We start from the raw sequence: 21,962 nt of genomic DNA, 5'->3' as shown, positions 1-21,962 counted from the left end.
TCTAGCATTAATAGGTTAGCATCTGCTTTTTAATTAAAAAATTTTTGGTATAAAATAGTAAAAAAATTGGAATAATAATATAATATGTGATATTATATTACATGATAAATGAATCTACATTGTACGTGATAAAATGAAAATTTGGAGGTAATTACATGTATTATAGTAATGGGAATTATGAGGCATTTGCAAGACCGGAAAAGCCAGCAGGTGTTGACTTAAAGTCGGCTTATCTAGTCGGCTCAGGTTTAGCATCTTTAGCAGCAGCCTGTTTCCTAATTCGCGATGGACAAATGAAGGGTGAAAAAATTCATATTTTAGAGGAGTTATCCCTTCCTGGGGGTGCCTGTGATGGCATTAATGATAATGAAAAAGGATTTATTATCCGTGGCGGACGTGAAATGGAAAACCATTTTGAGTGTTTATGGGATTTATTTCGCTCTATACCTTCTATAGAAACAGAAGGGGCATCTGTATTAGATGAATTTTACTGGCTGAATAAAAAAGACCCTAATTTTTCTCTGATTAGGGCAACTGTAAACAGAGGAGAAGATGCACATACAGATGGGAAGTTTGGATTAAGTGACACGGCATCGATGGAAATAATGAAATTATTTTTTACTCGAGATGAAGATTTATATGATAAAAAAGTTTCGGAAATGTTTACCCACGAGTTCTTTTCATCAAACTTCTGGCTTTATTGGAGAACGATGTTTGCTTTCGAAGATTGGCATAGTGCATTAGAAATGAAGCTTTACATTCAGAGGTTTATACATCATATTGGTGGATTGCCTGATTTCTCAGCACTTAAGTTTACAAAATATAATCAATACGAATCATTAATTCTTCCAATGGTAAAGTATCTAGAATCACATAATGTTGATTTCCAATATAATACAAAGGTTACAAATGTGCTCTTTGACATAACAGGGAACAAAAAAACTGCCAAAAAAATTATATGTCTGCATGATGGCAAGGACGATGTCATTGAACTTACAGAAAATGATCTAGTGTTTGTTACAAATGGCAGCTGTACGGAGAATTCATCATTAGGTGATGACAACCACGCACCAGATTTTATCATTACAGATGGTGGATGTTGGGATTTGTGGCGCAATATAGCTAAACAAGACCCTTCTTTTGGACATCCGGATAAGTTCTGCACGAATACAGATGCAACCAATTGGGAATCATCTACTGTGACTACCTTAGATGATAAAATACCGCCCTATATCCAGAAAATCTGTAAGCGAGATCCATTTAGCGGTCGAGTTGTCACTGGAGGAATTATTACTGTAAAGGACTCAAACTGGCTTATGAGTTATACCTTGAATCGTCAGCCACATTTTAAAGAACAGCCAAAAGATCAATTAGTAGTCTGGGTATATGGATTGTTCACAAATGTTCCTGGTAACTATATAAAAAAGCCGATGAGAGACTGTACGGGGATTGAAATTACAGAAGAGTGGTTATACCATATGGGGGTTCCTGAAGCAGAAATTCATGAATTAGCCACCAATTCAGCTCGCTCTATTCCTTGCATGATGCCTTATGTTACTGCTTTCTTTATGCCAAGAGCTAAGGGTGACAGACCAAAGGTAGTTCCAGAAGGCTGCGTAAACTTTGCATTTATTGGACAGTTTGCTGATACTGTTCGGGATACGGTATTTACTACAGAGTACTCCGTTCGAACAGGTATGGAGGCCGTTTATACCTTACTAAATGTTGACCGTGGAGTACCTGAGGTATTTAACTCCTGCTATGATATACGTGTATTGTTAGATTCAACAATTAAAATGAGGGATGGTAAAAAGATAACAGACATGAAACTTCCATTTATGGCAAATCTGGTAGAGAAGAAAATGTTAAAGAAAATATCTGGTACAGTGATAGAAGAATTGTTAAAAAAGTATAATGTAATATAAGAACTCCTCCAATAGGGATTTTACGAGAATCATAATTGTTTAGCATACAGCTGATGAACGGTTACTGATGAATTGTATAATAATCTTTATTGGAGGATTTGCTTTGTGGCAGATTTTGAATTTGAACACTCAGAAATTTATGTATAACTGTAGCAAGCATAGGATACACAGCAATTACATGGAGAAAAGATTCCATATTATTAATCCGTATCCACTTATTAGTGTATCGTATAGACCGTGCGCTAAGAGTAACGGAAGAATAGTTTTCTTCTTAGATAAGTACAAATAACCACAAAATAGAATTGTTGTGATAGACGTACTATAGATATGAGTCCAATTAATCGCTAAAGTTCCTGTCAAGTGGATACAGTAAAAAAGAATGCTGCTAATGAGGATAATGAGCAATTTTGATTTTATCAATTGATTCAATTTACTGAAAATAAATCCCCGAAATACAAGCTCTTCGGAAAAGCCGATAGTAACTGTCAGAAAAATTAGTTTTGATAAAAAAGAATATATATCAAATTGACTTCCGTATTGACTAATATCCATTTTCATAATCAATATAGGAGGAAGAATTTGAAGTAAATAGAGAACAATGCCTAATATCAGACCGTGCCCAAAATCCCAAATCGAAAAATGTAACAAGCCGACACTGCTAAGCGATTTTTTATCTACTTTCAATGTTATAAAGCCAATCAAGGCAATTTCAAGGAAGCATGTAATTATGATTATCCAATTATCATGGATATTTAGCACCAAATTATTTGATATCCAACTAATAGACAATACAAAAATATAAACAGAAACAATCTGTAAGATTAACTTGGTTTTAAATGTCATTATAGGTTATTACCTCCAGCATCACTTTTTATATAAAGATTTTACCGTATATTTCTCTTCATAATGAAGAAAACCCAAAAAGCCGTAGGACTTTAAAATCTTACGGCTTTTCTCAAAAAATCTAAGTTATTAAAGCATTTTATAAAATTTGTTATAGCAAATGAATATTTGGCGTACGAGTACCATCTTCATGGTAAATATAGAACCCTTTGCCAGTTTTTCGACCTAAATTACCAGCAGCCACCATTCTGCGTAGAAGAACAGCAGGACGATACTTTGGATCTCCGATTTCACTGTAAAGTACTTCCATAACTGCAAGTTCAACGTCAATACCAATCATATCAACCAATTCTAATGGACCCATAGGGTGGTTTAAACCCAAACGCATTCCTAAATCAATCTCTTCAATTGATCCAATTCCACGTTCAATCAAAATAAAAGCTTCATTTAACATTGGAATTAACATACGATTTACAATAAAACCAGGCTCATCTTTGGAAACAATCGCCACTTTTCCTAGTTGTTCTCCGAAAGCAATTGTTCGATCTATGGTTGCCTGACTAGTTTGCAGCCCTTTGACTACTTCTAGCAGACTTAGAAGGGGAACTGGACTGAAAAAGTGCATTCCTATAAACCGTGAAGGATTCTGTAAATGGCTCGCCAGTGTTGTAATGGAAATTGAAGATGTGTTACTGGAAACAATGGCATCCGGTTTTGCATATTTATCAACTTCCTCCATAATGGAAATTTTAATCTTTTCGTTTTCTGAAGCGGCTTCAATGATGAAATCCGCGTCATTGCAATCAGAGAGCGCGGTTGTTAATGACAGATTTGATAAAGCTTTCTGCATATCCTGTTCTGTCATTTTACCTTTTTTCACGCTCTTCTGAAGCATAGTTTCTACTGTCTTGCGGCCTTCGGCTAGCCTCTTCTCGGAAATATCATTGACTGTAACCTTAATACCGCTGGTTATGGCAACTTGAGCAATACCCATGCCCATAAAACCTGCACCTATAATAAATAAATTATTTACACTCATAATTACCTCTCTTTCAATAGCAACATACTTTTATCAAAACAATTATTTAATCATTGAGTCAGCTGAGTTAGCAATAATTATACTATATTACTATTATAATGTACATTGTATTTATATAAAAACATGTTTTATTGAAATATATATAAAATTCTGAAAGTTGTCAGATTATACTTTGAGTTGTACGGGAGCACGATGTAATAGAGTTTTGTTTTGATAAATATAAAAAATAATGGTAAGATTGTAGAAGTAACTGTATGGATAAGGAGAAAAAGTGTTTGAAGAACGATTTTAATGCGAAAAGGGTTCATTACTTAGTGGCATTTATCATGTTGCTTATAATAGAGATTCTGATAGCTCTATATATTCATGATAATTTTATTAGACCTTATGCCGGAGACATACTTGTGGTAGTTTTGGTATATTGTTTTATAAGAATTTTTATTCCAAATGGAGTCAGGATGATGCCATTATATGTGTTCATTTTCTCAGCATCAGTAGAAAGTCTACAATATTTTAGGGTGTTAGAAATGATAGGTTTCACAAATAATACTTTTTTGAGGATTGTACTGGGCTCAGTTTTTGATTTTAAAGATATTTTTTGCTATGGTATTGGCTGTTTAATAATTGGGATATATGAATCACTAAGATTACAAATTCATCAACAAAAGAATAACAGAAAACTGTAGAAATGCAGTTGACATTTGATATTGGGTATGCTAGTATAAGCATATAAAATTAATATAGAAATAAGAAATGCATACGACAGAGTAGCATTTTTATTGAAGTGCATGGTGTAGTGCCTTGGATATTTATATCCAAGGCACTTTTTTGTTTACACACATTATTTTGTATGAAAGAGTGGTAAAAATTATGGGAGCATTTGATGATAAAGAACGGATTATTCAGGAGTTTGTACCAGGCAAACAGGTGACATTGGCCCATGTAATTCCACATCCAGTGGAGGATTTATACCAGAAGGTGGGGCTTATTGATGCCACAGCAGACGCCGTAGGGATTTTTACAATTACACCAAGTGAAGCTGCAATTATTGCAGTAGATGTAGCTTGTAAGGCGGCAGATATAAAAATAGGGTTTGTAGATCGCTTCAATGGATCTGTAGTTATAACGGGAGATGTTTCAGCAGTTGAAGCCTCCATAAAACAAGTTATTTCTGTTTTATGTGATTCCATGGGATTTTCTTCTACTGCAATCACTAGATCTTAAGAGGAAGTGTCAAATTGGATAAGAAAAGAATTATTTTGATTGGACGGTCAATGGCAGGCAAAACAACACTTTGCCAGTATGTGAATAAAGAAGAAATAAAGTACTATAAAACCCAGACGGTACATTTAATAAATGACCAGATGATTGATACACCAGGAGAATATTTAGAACGAAGATACTTACGAGGAGCACTTTCAGTGTCAGCAACGGATGCAGACATGATTATGTTGGTTCAAGATGCTACTGAGGATGGAACCATGTTCCCACCAGGTTATGCAAGCATGTACTGTAAGCCTTGTGTAGGTGTGGTTACAAAATCAGATATTGCAAAGGATGAGCAGATAGAGCATGCAAAGCAATATTTGAAATTTGCAGGAGCACAAGAAATTTTTGTAACAAGTAGTATGAAAGGAACTGGCTTTGAAGAACTAGTAAAGTCTTTTGAAAAAGATACGCAGAGGGGAGACTGATATGCAGGAAAAAATTTTGAGTACAGGCATTGATATTGGAACATCAACGACACAATTAATATTTAGCCGCCTGACTATTGAAAATCTGGCTAATAGTTATTCCGTACCAAGAATTAGTATTGTTGATAAGGAAGTAATATATCGAAGCGATATATATTTTACACCTTTAAAATCACAACATGAAATTGATGCTTCGAAAGTAAAAGAAATTGTAGCGGAAGAATATAAAAAAGCTGGATTTAAACCAGAAGACTTACAAACAGGGGCGGTTATTATCACTGGTGAGACCGCAAGGAAAGATAATGCCAATGAAGTCTTATCTGCTCTAAGTGAAATGGCTGGTGATTTTGTAGTAGCTACTGCGGGTCCAGATTTGGAATCTGTTCTTTCCGCAAAAGGTGCAGGCACCGATAAGATATCAAAGGAAAGAGCTTTAAATATTGCCAATATAGATATTGGAGGGGGTACCAGTAATATTGCTGCCTTTAGCAAAGGGATTTTAAAAGGAACTGTATGCTTGGACATTGGTGGACGGCTGATTAAAATCAGCAATGGTAGAATTACATATATTTATAAAAAAATTAAAGAGTTAGCCGAACGGAACGGCATAACTGTTAATGAGGGAGATTATGCAGACGAAGGTGTGCTTCGGAGAATTTGCGCTTTAATGGCGGATCAGCTGGCACAAGCACTTCATTTAATGCAGCCTGACGGATTTCATCAAGCCATGTATACCAATGGCGGTAAAACTTTTAATGATGATCTCCAGATTAGTGCAATTACTTATTCAGGTGGTGTGGCTGATTGTGTTTATAATGAAAATGGATCAGATGTATTTAAATATGGGGATATTGGGGTGCTTCTTGGTGAAGCAATAAAAAATAATGCACTTTTAGGTGCTTTAAAGAAATTTCAACCAGAAGAAACCATAAGAGCTACTGTCGTTGGTGCTGGTACTCATACAACGGATGTAAGCGGTAGTACTATATCATATAGTAAAGAAAACCTACCCATTAAAAATATTCCCGTGCTAAAAATTAGTGAGGCTGAGGAAATATCAGAAGAAAGCATTATAAAAACCATTAAGGAAAAGTTACCTGTTTATTATACAGAACAGAAGTTAGATATTGTGGCAATTGCATTAGTGGGAGAATCCTATAAATCATTTGTAGATATTCAGAGGTTGGCAAATGCCATTGTAACTGGGGCAAAGGAAATCATAGATGGCCCGCATCCTCTTATTATAATTATTGAAAGTGATGTAGCGAAGGTATTGGGCAATTCAATAAATTTATTACTAAACCGTAGTAAAGACGTAATTTGTTTAGACAGTATTCACACAAATAATGGTGACTACATTGATATAGGAGAACCTCTTGCTCAAGGCAATGTGGTTCCTGTAGTAACTAAAACATTAATTTTTAATTCATAACTTTATATGAAGAAAAAATAGATATTTTTAAGGAGGGAACGAATGAAAGGTGATATAATTAAAACTTCAGTTTTAGCAACAAAAATTATTTCAAATGTAAGTCCAAGCATGGCGAAGGAACTAAATCTGGCATCAGACCAGAAATCTTTGGCATTAATTACTACAAATTGTGATGATGTTACTTATACAGCATTGGACGAAGCAACTAAAAAAGCGGATGTTAAAGTAGTATATGCCAAGAGTTTTTATGGTGGCGCTGACAATGCAAATACAAAGTTGGCAGGTGAAATTATTGGCATTTTGGCAGGTCCAAATCCAGCCGAAGTTAAAAGCGGACTTGAAGCCTGTATGGAAATGATTGAAAATGAACTTCATTTTATTTCAGCAAATGAAGAAAATTCTATTATTTACTACGCACAATGTATCTCAAGAACGGGATCATATCTCTCAGAAGGCGCTGGTATTGAAGAAGGAGAGGCAATTGCATATCTGATTGCACCTCCAATTGAATCGATGTATGCTGTTGATGCTGCATTAAAAGCGGCAGCAGTAAGCCTTTGTGTGTTATATGCACCACCTTCAGAAACAAACTTTGGAGGAGCTCTTTTGACAGGCAGTCAGTCAGCATGCAAAGCTGCATGTGAAGCATTTGCCAATGCAGTAGTATATGTAGCTGAGAATCCGATTGGTTAAAGGAGATGTACCATAAAAGGAGGTAATGATTTGAAAGTCATAACAGAGTCCGATTTAAGAAACGAATTGCGTACATCAGAAATGAAGGTATTTTACTTAGACGAAGACAAAAAACTTACACCGGCAGCAATAGGCTTTTTAAGAGAACGTAAAATTGAGGTTGTTAATGGTAGTGAGAAAGAAAAAAATAAGGAAATTGAGGAAAAAACGGTAGCTTCATCAATATCCCAGGGGCAACTAAGAGGAAATACAGAAGAAAAGGTTAAGCCCCCAAAATATATTGATTATGAGACAGGAGCTTACTACTATGAGAAACCTGAACATATGACTCAGTTATATGACAACTTTTTAGTAACAAAAGATCATCCAAGGATTCATCTTAGAGGAAAAGTGGACAGCCTTCAAGCATTGGTTGTGCTGGATCAGACTATTTTAGCAGAAATGGGTGGACAAGAAAAACTGATTGGAGATTTGGACCAGGTATTGAAGCTGCTGTACGAAATTATGGGTTGTGATGTATTGAATAACCCCTTAGTAAATGAACAGATTTTGGGACTAACTCATGCTGAGATCAGAGAACATTCTCATAATCCCATGAAGTTTTATAAAATAAAACAAATGGTTTTACCAAATTACTCTATGGGTAAAGTTTATGCCATGTTAAATCAGTTAAGGGCAGCAATTAGAGAGGTTGAAGTTTCGGCAGCAGAAGCTTTTCATAATGGTAAAAAATATGAAAGAATGGACATTATTGAAACATTCAATCGGCTTTCCAGTGTGTTACATATAATGATTTGCCGTTATTTAGCGGATGATTATAACAGATATTAAGACAAATTATAGTGAAAGGAGGTTAAGGCAGATGAAAGCAGGAATGGTGATCGGTAATATTTGGGCAACTAGAAAAGATGAAAAACTTGAAGGATTAAAACTTATGATTGTACAGCCACTAAATATTATCGATAATACACCCATTGGCCCACCAATTATTGCTGCTGATACCATTGGCGCAGGTGTGAATGAAAAAGTAATATATGTTGGAGGAAGTTCAGCACGTATGCCGGTGGGCGGTTCTAACATCCCTGTCGATGCAACAATTATAGGTATAGTAGATGGTCAAGATGTTATAAGTTTATGAGTAGTAATTTAACTCTAAAGAAAAGGAGAAGGTAACTAATGGTATTATTTGGACAAATAATTGTTTATATTATTATGGCTTGTGCTTTAGCTGGATGTCTAGCTTACATATTTAAAGAAGGAAGTGAACTGGGTAATCAGTTTCTAGAAGGTATCTATGCAATAGGTGCAATTTTTATTCCTGTAGCAGGCGTAATGGCGTCAGCTCCTTATTTAACTGCTTTAGTTAAGGTAATCTTTGGACCTGCTTTTCAGGCAATCGGTGCGGACCCGTCCATGGCAGCAACAACATTTATTGCTGTAGACATGGGAGGGTATCAGCTGGCTGACGCTTTAGCTGCGACTAGAGAATCATGGATCATGGCTGAGATTACCGGTTATATGGCAGGTGCAACAATCGTTTACAATATTCCAGTTGCTTTAAAGATGCTGAATAAAAAAGACAGACCCTATTTAGCACTTGGAATGATGTCTGGATTTTTAATGATTCCAGTAGGTGTTTTAATTTCTAGTGTGATTATCGCTTTAACAAACCCAATGATTAGAGAAACTGTTGCAACAAGTGGTGATGGAACATATCAGTTAGCCTTATCATTTATGCTAATATTCAAAAACTTAATTCCACTTATTATTATTTGCGTAGCAATTGCTATTGGTCTTATGATAATACCAGATAAGATGATTAAAGGATTTGCTGTATTCGGAAAAGTAATGGATTGTGCACTTACTTTAATTCTTACACTATGCATCATTGAGTACTTTACAGGAATATTCTCAAAGATCTTTGGAGCATGGGGATTTGAGCCAATTCTTGCTGATGCAGCAGACTGCAACAGAGCATTAGAAATTGCCGGATATATTGGTATTATGCTTTGCGGTGCATTCCCTATGGTATATCTACTTACTAAATATCTAAGCAAACCACTGGAGGCTATAGGTAAAGTTTGTGGGCTTTCAAAGGATGCTGTTGCTGGAATCCTTGCGGGTGCAGCTAACGCCATTGCATTATATAAGCTGATTGGTGATATGAAGGCAGAAGATAAAGTTAAATGTTTAGCATTTGCAGTTTGCAGTGCCTTCTTAATTGGTGACCACCTTTCATTTACGGCCAATTTCCAGCCAACACTGATTTTACCTGTCATGGCTGGTAAATTAATCGCAGGTTGTTTGTCTGTATATATTGCAACAAAAATTGCTGTACCTAAGGCAAGACAAATTGAGGCGCTGCAGGCTAAAGAAGACTCAACTGCAGCTTAATGCCGCACCTTTAAGAGGTAATATAAATGGAACTTCGTATAATAAAGTCCCCATCAGAGGGAACAATTAACATTCTAATGCGTAGAAAAGGTACAGGCTGTAATACACTCCCTCCTTGTTTGGATGCGGTTGGCCTTGTACAGGGTAAGATGATTGAAATGATTGTTGCCTCTGATATAGCAGAAAAAGCTGTGGGGGTCACAGTAGAAGAAATAAAAGGAAGTTGCCCTCAAAATATGATTTTGCTAGCAATCTTTGGACAAACAGCTGCAGTTGAAGAAGCATTGGAAGAGATAAAAAGAAAGTGGGAAAATATTTAGATTGTACTTTCAGGTAGGAGGTTTATAAAATGAGTCTTCTTGATATGGTAAAAGAAGCCGGCATTATTGGTGCAGGCGGGGCAGGATTTCCTACCCATGCAAAGTTAGCATCAAAAGCGGATTATATACTTCTTAACGGAGCTGAGTGTGAGCCATTGTTACGAGTGGACCAACAGCTGATGGAGATGTTTCCCGATGAGATCATTAAAGGCTTTGAAGCAGCAGGTAGGCTGGTAAATGCCGATAAGGCCATAATAGGCATTAAAGGAAAACATAAAGAAGTAATTGCTATCTTGCAAGATAGAATTAAAGAATTGCAGGCTGGAGATTATGTAGAAGTAGGATTACTTCCAGATATTTATCCAGCAGGTGATGAACAGGTTTTAGTTTATGAATTAACAGGCAGAGTAGTTCCTGAAGTGGGTATTCCTATTCAGGTAGGATGTGTAGTAATCAACTCAGAAACGGCATTAAACATTTTTTATGCATCTGCAGGTAAACCTGTTACTGAAAAATATATCACAGTTGCAGGGGACATACCAAACCGCCTGACAGTAAAGGTCTCTGTAGGAACACCTATTATAGATGTACTGAAACTGAGTGGTATAGAAAATTTTGATGATTACGCAGTTATAGATGGCGGTCCTATGATGGGCCCTGTTATGGGTAATCTGGATGGTTTTGTTACAAAGAAGAATAAAGGTTTTGTTATATTAAAGAAAAACCATCCATTAATCAGAAGGAAAACAGCAACAAAAGAACAGGCAAAGAGAATAAACAGAGCTTCCTGTGAACAGTGCCGTATGTGTACAGATATGTGTCCAAGATTCTTACTGGGACATGCTACACAGCCACATAAGATGATGCGGGCTTTAGCTTACGATTTAAAGGATGTGGAAGCTCAGAAGGTAGCACAACTGTGCTGCCAGTGTAATTTATGTGAATTGTTCGCCTGTCCTATAGGGTTATATCCAAAGGCAGCAAATAATTTCTTTAGAGAAAAGCTGGCAGAACAAATTATAAGATATAAACCAACTAAGGAAGTATTTGAAGCACGTAGTGCTCGTGAACATCGTTTAGTCCCAAGTAAGAGACTTATTGCCAGAATTGGGTTACATGATTTTGACAAACCAGCACCTATGACGGACACTTCCCTGACTCCTTTAGTTGTGCGTATTGCAACAAGACAACATGTAGGAGTACCGGCAGTTCCTGTAGTATCCGTTGGTGAACATGTACAGGCAGGACAATTAATCGGTAAAATTCGAGAAGATAGTCTGGGAGCTGCAATTCATGCAAGCATTTCCGGTACAATAACTGAAAGCGGAAATGATTTTATAGCAATAAGGAGGGATTAACATGGCAAACGCAATAGGAATGGTTGAATTTACAAGTATTGCACGTGGTATTTATGCAGCAGACCAGATGGTAAAGATTTCAGATGTTGAAATAGTCACGGCCTGTTCCACTTGCCCTGGTAAATACATAGCAATTGTTCATGGAGACGTTGCAGCTGTTGAAGATTCAGTTCAGATTGGGGAAAAGGTAGCAGGAGAATTTTGGATTGATTCGATTATTATACCAAATGTAAATCCTCAGGTTTTTCCAGCGATTACTGGAGCAACAATGCCTGAAAAAATTGAAGCACTGGGTATTTTAGAATCCTTCTCCATGTCTACTATGGTTATTGCTGCTGATGCAATTTTAAAGTCTGCGGAACTTGAACCGCTTGAACTTCGTCTGGGCAATGGTTTAGGGGGAAAAGCCTTCTTTACATTCACAGGTGATGTTGCAGCTGTACAAACAGGTGTTGAAACGGGGAGAACGATAGCAGAGCAAAAAGGTTTGCTAGTCAATGCTGAAGTGATACCTTCGGTGTCTGACAAACTGATACCATCTTTGTTCTAAAAGGTAAAAAACTTTAAAATATGAAAGAGTGTGAAGCCAAATGAAAAGATTAATTTGTGCAAAAGATGTTGAGGCCCTGGAAAAGCAGGGAGAGAAAGTAATCTATATTGATAAAGACACAATATTGACCCCATCTGCAAAGGACGCAGCAAGAGCTTGTGGAATTACATTTTCTAAGGAAGCTCCAGCACCAACTGCGTGTGAAACTCCCGTAGCGTCAGTAAGTGAAGCTGCAGTATCCGCTACTGAATCAGCAAAAGCTTGTAACGATGAAATCGATACAAACATGATTTACACTGCATTGAAGACTTTACTAGAAAAAGGCTTATTACAGGGAGCATTTGATTCAATTGTTGGTGGGAAACCGTATGCTGCTGAACATGATTCATGCGGACTGAAGATTGTTCGCGGAAACACAGTACAGTATGAAGCACTAGATACAGGAAATCCATCTGATAAAGTATTTTATCAGGAAATCATCAATAAAAATGATGGATGCTCCATGAACGCAGGATTCATTACAATTGAAAACTGCCAGTTTGACTGGGAATGTGCTTGTGAAGAACTTTATCATATCATGGAAGGTACATTGACAGTAACTGTAAATGGTAAGGTATATACTGCACAGCCAGGAGATTCTGTATTCTTCCCTAATGGAGCTAAGGTAGCCTTTGGTTCGCCTAATAAGATGAAAGCTTTTTATGCTACTTACTAGAGGCAGAACCGGATTTTAGGAGGTATGTAAATGCAAATGCAAGCGCTCGGGTTAATAGAAACAAAAGGACTGATTGCAGCTATTGAAAGTGCAGATGCTATGCTTAAGGCAGCAAATGTAAGTTTAGTGGACAGAGTCTTTGTAAAGGGTGGCTTGGTTACAATAATTATCGAGGGAGATGTTGGTGCAGTTAAAGCCGCAACAGATGCTGGTGCAGCAGCTGCGCAGAGAGTTGGTCAATTAATCTCGGTGCATGTAATTCCAAGACCACATGAAGAAGTTGGAAATAAGGTTATATATCCTACTTCAAAGATAAAGATAAATGAAGAAACTGCTGAAGAAGAAGTACCTGTGGCAGAAGAGATAGAAGAAGTCTGTGTAGCAGAGGAGATTGTTGAAACCAGTTTAGATTCTGATTTAAATGAAATACACAAAGAAGACCTGGATAAACTGGTAAAAGAAAGCAGTATGGAAAAAGCACTGGAAGTTTTAGATAAGCTTAAAGTGACAAAGTTAAGAAATTTAGCTCGTGAGTTTAAGGAATTCGGCATAGCTGGAAGATTAATTTCCAAGGCAGATAAGAATTTGTTAATTAAAGAATTTAAGAAGTATTACGAGCAGCACTAATTTGCTAAATGACTAAACAAATATATACTTAGCAAAAAGAAAGGAGGAATCACAAAATGGAAAATTTTGATTATGATTTACGTTCAGTACAGGAAGTAAGAAATCTTGCACGTCTTGGCAAAATTGCAACAGACAAGCTTGCCACTTACACAGAAGAGCAGATTGATAAAATTCTGCGAAATATGGTGCGTGTAGCGGAGGAAAATGCAGTATGCCTGGCTCAGATGGCTGTAGAAGAAACTGGGTTTGGAAGAGTTGCAGATAAGACTTACAAGAATCATATGGCATCCACTATGGTGTACAACGCAATCAAAGACATGAAAACTATTGGTGTGGTTCAGGAAGATGTAGTAAATAGGATTATTGAGGTGGCTGACCCGGTTGGTCTGGTTATGGGGATTGTTCCATCAACCAATCCAACTTCAACAGCGATTTATAAGGCAATCATTGCAATTAAGTCAAGAAATGCAATTATATTTTCACCACATCCTTCCGCTGCAAAGTGCACAATGAAAGCTGCAGAATTAATATATCAGGCGGCAGTAGAAGCTGGTGCTCCTGAGAATGTTATTGGGTGTATCTCCATGCCTTCTATGGCTGCTACAGATGAACTGATGCATGCTAAAGAAGTTGCTATCATTATTGCAACAGGCGGTCCTGGAATGGTAAAGGCAGCATATAGTGCTGGTAAGCCTGCTCTTGGAGTTGGTGCTGGTAACTCACCTGCTTACATTGAAAGAACTGCAAAAATTGAACAGGCTGTCAAGAACATCATGGCAAGTAAGACTTTTGATAATGGTACAATATGTGCTTCTGAACAGTCAATTATCTGCGAAGAATGCAACCGTGATGCTGTAGTTGCTGAATTCAAGAAACAGGGCGGTTACTTCATGACCGCTGAAGAAACTGCTAAGGTATGCAAGCTGTTATTTAAGAATGGCCACAGCATGAATGCTAAATTTGTAGGAAGATCTGCTGATGTTGTTGCAGAAGCAGCAGGAGTATCAATCCCAGCAGGCACAAGAGTTCTGATTGGTGAACAGGGTGGTGTTGGTGATGGATATCCACTTTCCTATGAAAAGCTTACAACCGTACTTGGTTTCTACACGGTTAAAGACTGGCATGAAGCATGTGAATTAAGCATCGCATTACTTCAGAATGGTATTGGACATACCATGAGCCTTCATACTGAAGACAGGGATATAGTCATGAAGTTTGCGGCTAAACCAGCATCCCGTATTCTGGTTAATACCGGGGGTACTATGGGTGGTACTGGTGCAAGTACAGGACTTATGCCTGCATTCACATTAGGCTGCGGTACTTGGGGTGGAAGTGCAACTTCAGAAAACGTAACGCCAATGCACTTAATAAACATTAAGAGAGTTGCCTATGGATTAAAGGACTGTACAACATTGGCATCTGATGATCCTACATTTAACCATCCTGAACTTACAAGTGGCTGCACTAATGCTCATTGCACAGAAGCTGCTAAAGAAGAAGGATTAAATCAGGAAGATTTGATGAGTCTAGTTAATCAGTTAGTAAGCGCAATGAAGGGGGCTAACTAGTATGGATAAATGTGAAGCTGTATTAAAGCTTTTACTAGAAGCTGTACAAGGTAGCGTAACCGCTCAGCCAACAGAAAATTCCAACGAAATTCCTGTAGGCGTTTCAAACAGGCACATTCATCTTTCACAGGCAGATTTAAATGCTTTGTTTGGCGAAGGATACCAGCTGACAAAGATGAAGGATTTATCACAGCCTGGACAGTATGCATGCAAGGAAACAGTAACAATCTGTGGTCCGAAGGGTGCTATTGAAAAAATCAGAGTTCTTGGTCCAGTAAGAAGCAAGACTCAGGTTGAGGTTTTAACTGGAGACTGTTTTAAACTTGGAGTTCCTTCTCAGGCAAAACTATCAGGTGATTTAACAGGAACACCAGGAATTACTATTATAGGCCCAAGAGGCTCCGTTCAGACTTCACAAGGTCTGATTGTAGCTCAGAGGCATATCCACATGACACCAGCAGATGCCCAGCGCTTTGGTGTACATGACGGACAGACTGTATGTATACAGGTTGAAGGTCCAAGAGGTGGTATGTATAGCCATGTTGCTATAAGGGCAAATGATGCTTCTGCGCTGGAATGTCATATTGACACAGAAGAAGCAAATGCAATGGGCTTAGGTTCATCAGCAAAAATCACAATAATCAAATAAAGTGTTAAATAAATTAAATTTAAAATAAAAATTTTTAGGAGGATTTTAAGATGAAATATGATGCATTAGGAATGATCGAAACAAAGGGTTTAGTTGGTTCAATTGAAGCTGCAGATGCTATGGTAAAGGCTGCAAACGTTACATTAATCGGTAAAGAATTCGTAGGTGGCGGACTAGTTACTGTAATGGTAAGAGGAGACGTTGGAGCTGTAAAGGCTGCTACAGATGCTGGCGCTGCTGCTGCTCAGAGAGTTGGCGAATTGATTTCAGTACACGTAATTCCAAGACCACATGCTGAAGTTGAAACGATTCTTCCTGCAGCAAAAATCGTGAAATAAGCTGAGGGATAATTAAAATTTAATTTAGTCTTAAATGGCAAGTCTCTTCAAAAATGGGGAGACTTGTTATGCTTTTACGATAAAATAAAAAACAATAATTGATGATAAAGGAAGGTAAGATTTGTGGCAAATAATTCGAAAAAACTTAGTTGGGTTGCAGGATTGTCAATATCACTGGGCGTACCAATGCTTATACTACCGTCAATAGTATATTTTACTGATTACATGTGGGGATTTTCCATAGTTGTATGGGGTCTATCCATCATACAGGGCTTTTTCCAGAATCTTGCGTATGCAGAAATGGCTGTAGATTTTCCCGATGCATCGGGTCTGCCAGGATATGCACAGAAGATTCTTGGATCTGGAGAAAACAAGCTGGCTAAATTTACAGGGGGATTTAGTGCATGGAGCTATTGGTTTGGATGGGGACCAATCCCAGCCATATTTATATTATCAATAGTTGAATTTCTAACGGGTTACTTTACTAATTTAAATAGCATTGCAAAACCAATACTATTTTTATGTGTAGCAACTATTGTTTTATTTGGGCTTTTTATTACAAACAAAAAGGGGCTGCAAAACAGTGCTATGGCTGGATATGTTTTAAACATTGTTTCACTATTGCCACTGATTGTTTTAGCGGTGGTACCTTTCATTTGGGGGGGAGCAGATATTTCAAATATTACGAGTAATTGGATTCCACCTGATTTTACTCTTGATACACATCACATCATATTATTATTTGGAATATTTGGAATGGCAGAATGGAGTGCTTGTGCATGGGAAACTGCTGCTGTTTATGGACCCGAATATAGAAATCCTAAGAAAGATGTACTGAAAGCAATATGTAGTTGTGGAATCGTATGTTTAGTAGTGTATATCCTCGTTCAGACGGCATGTATTGCAGTACTGGGGGTAGATGGTGTTATTAATGCCGCGCAGCCACCGATGCTTTTGTTAGCAGAGTACAGCTTTGGAAGAGCAGGGGTAATGATAAGTGTTATGGCTATTATAGTTGCTATGGTATCTGTAATACAAACAGCTTTTTTAGGCGCTTCTCATGCAATGCATTCTATGGCGTTAGAGAAAAATCTACCTGCTTTTTTTGGGAATGTAAACAAGCATGGTGTACCACAAAATGCTATGATTGCTGTAATAATTTTGAATTATAGCTTATTATTTTTAGGAAAACCATCCGCTATTGTTGCAGCATCTGCCATAGGCTATTCTATAGCAAATGGATTAGGTATGTATTCCTATGTTAAGTATAAAAAAGAAAAGAACAAGTCCAGCGAGAAAAAAGATGGGGTGAATCTGCCAAGTGTATGGTGTTGGATTGCACTGACCTTTGCTATTATTGATGTACCTCTATATGTAATCGGACTTATTTATATAAATAGTCTGGATGCTGGCTGGAGTTCAACTATAGTTGCAGTTGCTATTTTACTTTTGTACATACCCCTTTTCATTTATACCGCATTCGAAAAAAAACATAGTATTGTTAAGCCGCAGGTGAACGTCATAAATAGGGATAACAATCTATAAAATTATCATAAATGCTTACAACCTTTTTCAGTCAAATATATTGACAATATATTTGAGCTATTGTATTATATTGCTAGTGAACTACACATTGAAGTGGGTCCGCTAACTATGATGACGCGATGGAGCGCACCTAGATATGTTTATTTAGGTGCGCTTTTGTATATATTAAGCAAATGAAAGGAAGATATTAGGACTTGGGAAATAATGTATTATTAGCTGTGAAAGATAGCGTAGATAGGAATAATATCAAAGAATTGCTTACTGTAGAAGAGTACATAGTAAATGATGAAGTAGGGAATGCTATAGAAGCTGTATTAAAATGTGAGAATGAGCGCCCGGATATATTATTAATTGATTTGGATTTACCACTTTTAGATGGTATTCGAACAATTCATTACATTGCGGAGCATAAATTAGCTAAAGTAATCATTGTAATAGATAGTGATTGGACTGCAAATCTTTCTAAAGTAGATCTATATGAAATAGATGCATTTGTTTCCAGACCTATAAGCAGGAGGAACCTTATTCCATGTTTATCTATGGCACTGGCACGGAATGAGCGAAAATTAAAGCTGCAAAAACAATATGAAGAAATGGAAAAAGAGTTTTATGACAATCGATCCATTCATTGTGCAACCCATATATTTATGACTGAAAAGAATATGACTGAGGAAGAAGCACTAGAATATTTAAAAGAATTAAGTTTGAATAACAATAAGGAACTATCAGAGCTAGCAGACGTAATTTGTTCTCTATGTGAAGGTAAAAGCAAGGTATAATGTTTATGTAGTAAGTGTGTTATTAGGAGGAGCATTATGGCTATCCATCAGCTTAAAACAGTTGTTATTGCAGATGATGACAATAATTTTAGAAATTCATTGAAAGAATTTTTTAAAGGTACTATATACCAAGTTGTGGCAGAAGCACCAAATGGTTTGGAAATTGTGGAGAAATGTAAGGAATTTAATCCAGATATTGCAATTATTGATATCCAGATGCCCATTATGGATGGGATTAAAGTAGCCAAAATTGTTGCACAGGAAAAAACTGCAAAGTGCATTGTAATGTTAACCTCATTTGACGATAAGGAATATGTAAACGAAGCTATTATGGCGGGTGCAACAGGATATTTGACCAAACCTATTGATTTTAGCCTGATTGTTCCTACAATTGAAGTTTGTTTAGAGAAAAGTAAAGATTGCTATCTTTTAAGTAAAGATATCCAGAAAATCAAAAAAAGAAGAGATACAAGAGACATTATTGACAGAGCTAAATTGATAGTTATGGAAAGTAAAAATGTTTCAGAAGATAAAGCTTATGAAATAATTAGAGAATTGAGCAGGCGTAAACAGGTTTCTATGGAGTGTGTAGCACACTATTTATTGGTAGGTCAGAGGCATAGCGATGAACGATGTGAATTATAAATTGTTCCATAAATACACGGATTTGAATGAAGAAGAAATAGCATATTTAGAAACGTATATAGATAAGATGCAGATGATGGCAGATCAGGAAAAGGCAGATGTCTTTATTGACTGCAAAACATATACAGGGAAAACAACGGTAATTATAGCCGAGGCTAAGCCGAGTACAGTAGCATCTGCCTATAAAGAGCACTTATTAGGTATGTTAATCAAATGGGAAAATGAGCCTGCGTTGGACAGAACGTTTCATCTAAAACTGCCGACTACAGGAGTAAAAGCTTTACACGTGCCGGATAACAGGAATGTTGTTCAATCTGCGTTCCCTATTATTTTTAAAGAAAAAGTAATTGCTGTTTTAATTTATGAAAAAATTATAGAAGACGAGTATAAAAGCCCTGAGGATGAGACACCAAGTTTAGCCCGTTTTGAATCAATCAATAAAGAAGATTTACTGGAATTTATCCGGGATGCGGCTGTTTTGATAAATCATAAAGATAATATATGCTATAGTAACAGAGCAGCGAAAGCACTTTATAAAAATCTAGGATATGTAGATGATATTCTGGACATGTATGTGGGAAATCTCTGGTGCGTTCCGGAATCTGAAGACACGGAAGTAAATACCTTAAATATCAGTGGTCATACCTTGCAGGGAACCAAAGTTCCCATGAACTCAGATGAAGTAAAGTATGCTCTGATTATTGAAGATATTACAAATGTAGTATTGCTTGAAAAAGAAAATAATAAAATCAAGATTTCTTATAAGGAACTGAAACACAGACTTAAAAATAGCCTCCAGTTAGTTTCTGGAATATATAATGAGAAAGCTTCTAAAACAAATTCTGTAGAAGTGGCACAAGCCTATAAAGAAGCAGCAGGAAGATTGATGTCAGTATTAGCCACTTTAGGAGAAAGCATAGATTCATTTCAGGATGAAGTAGAAATTAAAGAAATGATAAAAGGAATATGTAGCGCCATGATTTCAGCTGAAGCTAGTCCTTATTTATCAATAGAATTTGAAATAAAAGGTGACCCAATTTGCGTTTCTGGGGAGAAAGCCGTGACCATTGGACTAGTTGTCAATGAACTGATTCATAATGCTCTGAAGTATGCCTTTAAAAACAGAACTGAAGGTAAAATCCTGGTCGACATAAACAAAGACGAAATAAGCTCGACGATTGTTGTGGAAGACAATGGAATTGGTTTTGGAGTTGATAGAAGCCCTAAGAAATTTTCGGGGTTGGAATTAATTAACATTATGGTTTCAGAGAGATTAGACGGTGAATTAATTATTGATACCGGAAATTCAGGAACAAAAGTACAATTTGATTTTATTGAATAATAATTAATAAGAAAAAGTCTGTAATTCCGTATAGGAATATGGATTAATAAAGTTTGAAGCGATGAAGCTCAGAAGTAGTGTAATGACTATTTCTGAGCTTTTTGCATATAGAATTCAAAAGAAAGGATAAAGAAGATGAAATTAAAAACAAAACTCAATGGAGAAATATTTCAATTTCGTAACATTAACGATGTTTTAGCTAAAGCCAATGAACCAAAGTCAGGTGACCGTCTGCAGGGAATTGCAGCAAGTAACGAAACAGAAAGAGTTGCAGCTAAAATTGTCCTTGCCAATCTAACAATTGAGGATTTAGTAGAAAACCCTACTATCCCTTATGAAAAAGATGAAGTTACCAGAGTAAATATTGATGGTTTAAATCAACCGGTATATAAAAAGATGAAGTCTATGTCAATAGGGGAGCTAAGAGAATGGATTCTTGATTACCATACAACAGGTGATGATTTGACAAGAGCTTCAAGAGCCTTTACAGGAGAAGTTGTAGCAGCTGTTGCTAAAATCATGGGATCAATGGATTTGGTGTATGGAGCTAGTAAGATTAATCGAATAACTCGCTGCAATACTGAAATAGGACAACCTGGTACACTTTCGTATCGTTGTCAGGCGAATAGTACTACAGACAATCCAGAGACTATTCTTTTAGGTGTTATGGAGGGCATCAGTTACGGCAGTGGCGATGCGTGTCTAGGAATAAATCCTGTTGAAGATAATGTAGACAGTACAAGAAGAATTGCAGATGCATTATATGAATTTATTTGTAAAAATGACATTCCTACACAGATAACCGTATTGTCCCATATAACTACACAAATAGATGCAATTAAAAAGGGAGCACCTCTTTCAATGATCTTCCAGTCAATTGCAGGGAATCAGCTAACGAATGACAACTTTGGTGTTAATAAAGAGTTGTTACATGAAGGGTATAAAGCGGCTTATGAACATGGGATTAGTTCCGGTCCTAACCTACTTTATTTTGAAACTGGTCAGGGTTCAGAAGTTTCAGTTGGATGCGACTGTGGTGTTGATGAAATGACCCTGGAAGCTCGTACTTATGGCTTTGCTAGATATTTTAATCCTTTCATGGTTAATAATGTTTCCGGATTTATCGGACCAGAAACCATTTTTGATGGTAAAGAAATGATTAGAGCTAATCTAGAAGATCATTTTATGGGTAAATTGATAGGACTTCCTATGGGAATGGCCCCTTGCTTTACAAATCACACATCTATTACGATGGATGATCAGCAGATGGCAACGATGCTTTTGGCTATGGCAGGAGCAAATTATTACATGGGAGTACCAGTTGGTGATGATGTAATGCTTGCTTACCAAGATACTAGTTTTCATGATGATGCAGCATTACGTGACATGACAAACCGCAAACCTGCGCCTGAATTCCACCAATGGATGATAAAGAAAGGCTTAATGGATGAAAATGGCCGATTAACAGATTTAGCAGGTGATGGCTCTATTTTCTTAAAGTAGGAG

The 21,962-nt window shown here is 36.8% G+C and carries 23 protein-coding genes and 1 pseudogene; 22 read left to right on the top strand and 2 right to left on the bottom strand.

Annotation, left to right across the window (positions count from 1 at the left end; genetic code table 11):
• Positions 1–155 precede the first annotated feature (155 nt).
• Positions 156–1,925, top strand: coding sequence for an oleate hydratase (locus RTW14_RS10405; protein ID WP_312650608.1), 1,770 nt, complete (start codon positions 156–158; stop codon positions 1,923–1,925).
• A 174-nt stretch (positions 1,926–2,099) separates the two neighbouring features.
• Here RTW14_RS10405 and RTW14_RS10400 read toward each other — a convergent pair whose 3' ends face one another.
• Together RTW14_RS10400 and RTW14_RS10395 are read right to left on the bottom strand one after the other, a co-directional pair.
• Positions 2,100–2,768, bottom strand: a complete 669-nt coding sequence (locus RTW14_RS10400; protein ID WP_312650604.1) for a CPBP family glutamic-type intramembrane protease — start codon at positions 2,766–2,768, stop codon at positions 2,100–2,102.
• A gap of 151 nt (positions 2,769–2,919) precedes the next feature.
• The gene (locus tag RTW14_RS10395; RefSeq protein ID WP_312650602.1) at positions 2,920–3,807 is read right to left on the bottom strand and encodes a 3-hydroxyacyl-CoA dehydrogenase family protein; all 888 of its coding nucleotides are present in this window, start codon (positions 3,805–3,807) and stop codon (positions 2,920–2,922) included.
• Positions 3,808–4,082: 275 nt separating this feature from the next.
• On the opposite strand from RTW14_RS10395, the gene RTW14_RS10390 reads away from it, so the two are divergent.
• The 21 genes and pseudogenes from RTW14_RS10390 to eutB all read left to right on the top strand — a co-directional run bounded on the left by RTW14_RS10390 (position 4,083) and on the right by eutB (position 21,959).
• On the top strand, positions 4,083–4,493 hold the full coding sequence (locus RTW14_RS10390; RefSeq protein WP_331654433.1) for a ribosomal maturation YjgA family protein: 411 nt from the start codon (positions 4,083–4,085) through the stop codon (positions 4,491–4,493).
• 184 nt (positions 4,494–4,677) lie between these two features.
• A complete protein-coding gene (locus RTW14_RS10385) occupies positions 4,678–5,031 on the top strand; it encodes a BMC domain-containing protein (protein WP_312650599.1) in 354 nt (117 codons plus the stop codon).
• 14 nt (positions 5,032–5,045) lie between these two features.
• Entirely contained in the window at positions 5,046–5,501 is a 456-nt protein-coding gene (locus RTW14_RS10380) for a EutP/PduV family microcompartment system protein (RefSeq protein ID WP_312650596.1), read from the top strand.
• 1 nt (position 5,502) lies between these two features.
• Positions 5,503–6,933 (top strand): ethanolamine ammonia-lyase reactivating factor EutA, encoded by a 1,431-nt coding sequence (gene eutA / locus RTW14_RS10375; RefSeq protein WP_312650593.1) that lies wholly within the window; start codon positions 5,503–5,505, stop codon positions 6,931–6,933.
• 42 nt (positions 6,934–6,975) lie between these two features.
• Positions 6,976–7,626, top strand: a complete 651-nt coding sequence (gene eutL, locus RTW14_RS10370) for an ethanolamine utilization microcompartment protein EutL (RefSeq protein WP_312650590.1) — start codon at positions 6,976–6,978, stop codon at positions 7,624–7,626.
• 30 nt (positions 7,627–7,656) lie between these two features.
• Positions 7,657–8,457 (top strand): ATP-binding protein, encoded by an 801-nt coding sequence (locus RTW14_RS10365; protein ID WP_312650587.1) that lies wholly within the window; start codon positions 7,657–7,659, stop codon positions 8,455–8,457.
• A 31-nt stretch (positions 8,458–8,488) separates the two neighbouring features.
• Positions 8,489–8,764 (top strand): EutN/CcmL family microcompartment protein, encoded by a 276-nt coding sequence (locus tag RTW14_RS10360; protein WP_312650584.1) that lies wholly within the window; start codon positions 8,489–8,491, stop codon positions 8,762–8,764.
• Positions 8,765–8,802: 38 nt separating this feature from the next.
• Positions 8,803–10,020 (top strand): ethanolamine utilization protein EutH, encoded by a 1,218-nt coding sequence (gene eutH, locus RTW14_RS10355; protein WP_312650581.1) that lies wholly within the window; start codon positions 8,803–8,805, stop codon positions 10,018–10,020.
• 26 nt (positions 10,021–10,046) lie between these two features.
• Positions 10,047–10,340, top strand: a complete 294-nt coding sequence (locus tag RTW14_RS10350; RefSeq protein ID WP_312650578.1) for a BMC domain-containing protein — start codon at positions 10,047–10,049, stop codon at positions 10,338–10,340.
• 29 nt (positions 10,341–10,369) lie between these two features.
• Positions 10,370–11,698, top strand: coding sequence for a 4Fe-4S dicluster domain-containing protein (locus RTW14_RS10345; RefSeq protein ID WP_312650575.1), 1,329 nt, complete (start codon positions 10,370–10,372; stop codon positions 11,696–11,698).
• 1 nt (position 11,699) lies between these two features.
• A complete protein-coding gene (locus tag RTW14_RS10340; RefSeq protein ID WP_312650573.1) occupies positions 11,700–12,248 on the top strand; it encodes a BMC domain-containing protein in 549 nt (182 codons plus the stop codon).
• 40 nt (positions 12,249–12,288) lie between these two features.
• On the top strand, positions 12,289–12,963 hold the full coding sequence (locus tag RTW14_RS10335; protein WP_312650571.1) for a cupin domain-containing protein: 675 nt from the start codon (positions 12,289–12,291) through the stop codon (positions 12,961–12,963).
• A gap of 30 nt (positions 12,964–12,993) precedes the next feature.
• Positions 12,994–13,245: pseudogene (locus RTW14_RS18750) on the top strand (BMC domain-containing protein); the annotation flags it as partial.
• A gap of 401 nt (positions 13,246–13,646) precedes the next feature.
• Positions 13,647–15,158 carry an acetaldehyde dehydrogenase (acetylating) gene (locus RTW14_RS10325; RefSeq protein WP_312650566.1) on the top strand — a complete coding sequence of 504 codons (1,512 nt, stop codon included), beginning with the start codon at positions 13,647–13,649 and terminating at the stop codon, positions 15,156–15,158.
• A gap of 1 nt (position 15,159) precedes the next feature.
• The gene (locus RTW14_RS10320) at positions 15,160–15,807 is read left to right on the top strand and encodes a phosphate propanoyltransferase (protein ID WP_312648417.1); all 648 of its coding nucleotides are present in this window, start codon (positions 15,160–15,162) and stop codon (positions 15,805–15,807) included.
• Positions 15,808–15,857: 50 nt separating this feature from the next.
• Entirely contained in the window at positions 15,858–16,145 is a 288-nt protein-coding gene (eutM, locus tag RTW14_RS10315; protein ID WP_312650563.1) for an ethanolamine utilization microcompartment protein EutM, read from the top strand.
• 123 nt (positions 16,146–16,268) lie between these two features.
• A complete protein-coding gene (locus RTW14_RS10310; protein WP_312650560.1) occupies positions 16,269–17,690 on the top strand; it encodes an APC family permease in 1,422 nt (473 codons plus the stop codon).
• Positions 17,691–17,884: 194 nt separating this feature from the next.
• On the top strand, positions 17,885–18,469 hold the full coding sequence (locus RTW14_RS10305; RefSeq protein ID WP_312650557.1) for an ANTAR domain-containing response regulator: 585 nt from the start codon (positions 17,885–17,887) through the stop codon (positions 18,467–18,469).
• Between the two features lie 36 nt (positions 18,470–18,505).
• A complete protein-coding gene (locus tag RTW14_RS10300) occupies positions 18,506–19,114 on the top strand; it encodes an ANTAR domain-containing response regulator (RefSeq protein ID WP_312650551.1) in 609 nt (202 codons plus the stop codon).
• Positions 19,095–20,456, top strand: coding sequence for a sensor histidine kinase (locus tag RTW14_RS10295; protein WP_312650547.1), 1,362 nt, complete (start codon positions 19,095–19,097; stop codon positions 20,454–20,456). The genes RTW14_RS10300 and RTW14_RS10295 overlap by 20 nt, the downstream gene beginning before the upstream one ends.
• A gap of 135 nt (positions 20,457–20,591) precedes the next feature.
• Positions 20,592–21,959, top strand: coding sequence for an ethanolamine ammonia-lyase subunit EutB (gene eutB, locus RTW14_RS10290; RefSeq protein ID WP_312650544.1), 1,368 nt, complete (start codon positions 20,592–20,594; stop codon positions 21,957–21,959).
• The last annotated feature ends 3 nt before the right edge of the window (positions 21,960–21,962 follow it).

Origin of the sequence: Aminipila sp., from assembly GCF_032051575.1 — a bacterium.
Taxonomy (GTDB): domain Bacteria; phylum Bacillota; class Clostridia; order Peptostreptococcales; family Anaerovoracaceae; genus Aminipila.
This window is presented reverse-complemented; position numbering and strand designations above follow the sequence as displayed.

Bases quoted from the DNA above. Each gene is read 5' to 3' on its own strand.
- RTW14_RS10405 (WP_312650608.1), top strand. From the start codon at position 156: ATGTATTATAGTAATGGGAATTATGAGGCATTTGCAAGACCGGAAAAG.
- RTW14_RS10400 (WP_312650604.1), bottom strand. From the start codon at position 2,768: ATGACATTTAAAACCAAGTTAATCTTACAGATTGTTTCTGTTTATATT.
- RTW14_RS10395 (WP_312650602.1), bottom strand. From the start codon at position 3,807: ATGAGTGTAAATAATTTATTTATTATAGGTGCAGGTTTTATGGGCATG.
- RTW14_RS10385 (WP_312650599.1), top strand. From the start codon at position 4,678: ATGGGAGCATTTGATGATAAAGAACGGATTATTCAGGAGTTTGTACCA.
- eutA (WP_312650593.1), top strand. From the start codon at position 5,503: ATGCAGGAAAAAATTTTGAGTACAGGCATTGATATTGGAACATCAACG.
- eutL (WP_312650590.1), top strand. From the start codon at position 6,976: ATGAAAGGTGATATAATTAAAACTTCAGTTTTAGCAACAAAAATTATT.
- RTW14_RS10360 (WP_312650584.1), top strand. From the start codon at position 8,489: ATGAAAGCAGGAATGGTGATCGGTAATATTTGGGCAACTAGAAAAGAT.
- eutH (WP_312650581.1), top strand. From the start codon at position 8,803: ATGGTATTATTTGGACAAATAATTGTTTATATTATTATGGCTTGTGCT.
- RTW14_RS10350 (WP_312650578.1), top strand. From the start codon at position 10,047: ATGGAACTTCGTATAATAAAGTCCCCATCAGAGGGAACAATTAACATT.
- RTW14_RS10345 (WP_312650575.1), top strand. From the start codon at position 10,370: ATGAGTCTTCTTGATATGGTAAAAGAAGCCGGCATTATTGGTGCAGGC.
- RTW14_RS10340 (WP_312650573.1), top strand. From the start codon at position 11,700: ATGGCAAACGCAATAGGAATGGTTGAATTTACAAGTATTGCACGTGGT.
- RTW14_RS10335 (WP_312650571.1), top strand. From the start codon at position 12,289: ATGAAAAGATTAATTTGTGCAAAAGATGTTGAGGCCCTGGAAAAGCAG.
- RTW14_RS10325 (WP_312650566.1), top strand. From the start codon at position 13,647: ATGGAAAATTTTGATTATGATTTACGTTCAGTACAGGAAGTAAGAAAT.
- RTW14_RS10320 (WP_312648417.1), top strand. From the start codon at position 15,160: ATGGATAAATGTGAAGCTGTATTAAAGCTTTTACTAGAAGCTGTACAA.
- eutM (WP_312650563.1), top strand. From the start codon at position 15,858: ATGAAATATGATGCATTAGGAATGATCGAAACAAAGGGTTTAGTTGGT.
- RTW14_RS10300 (WP_312650551.1), top strand. From the start codon at position 18,506: ATGGCTATCCATCAGCTTAAAACAGTTGTTATTGCAGATGATGACAAT.
- RTW14_RS10295 (WP_312650547.1), top strand. From the start codon at position 19,095: ATGAACGATGTGAATTATAAATTGTTCCATAAATACACGGATTTGAAT.
- eutB (WP_312650544.1), top strand. From the start codon at position 20,592: ATGAAATTAAAAACAAAACTCAATGGAGAAATATTTCAATTTCGTAAC.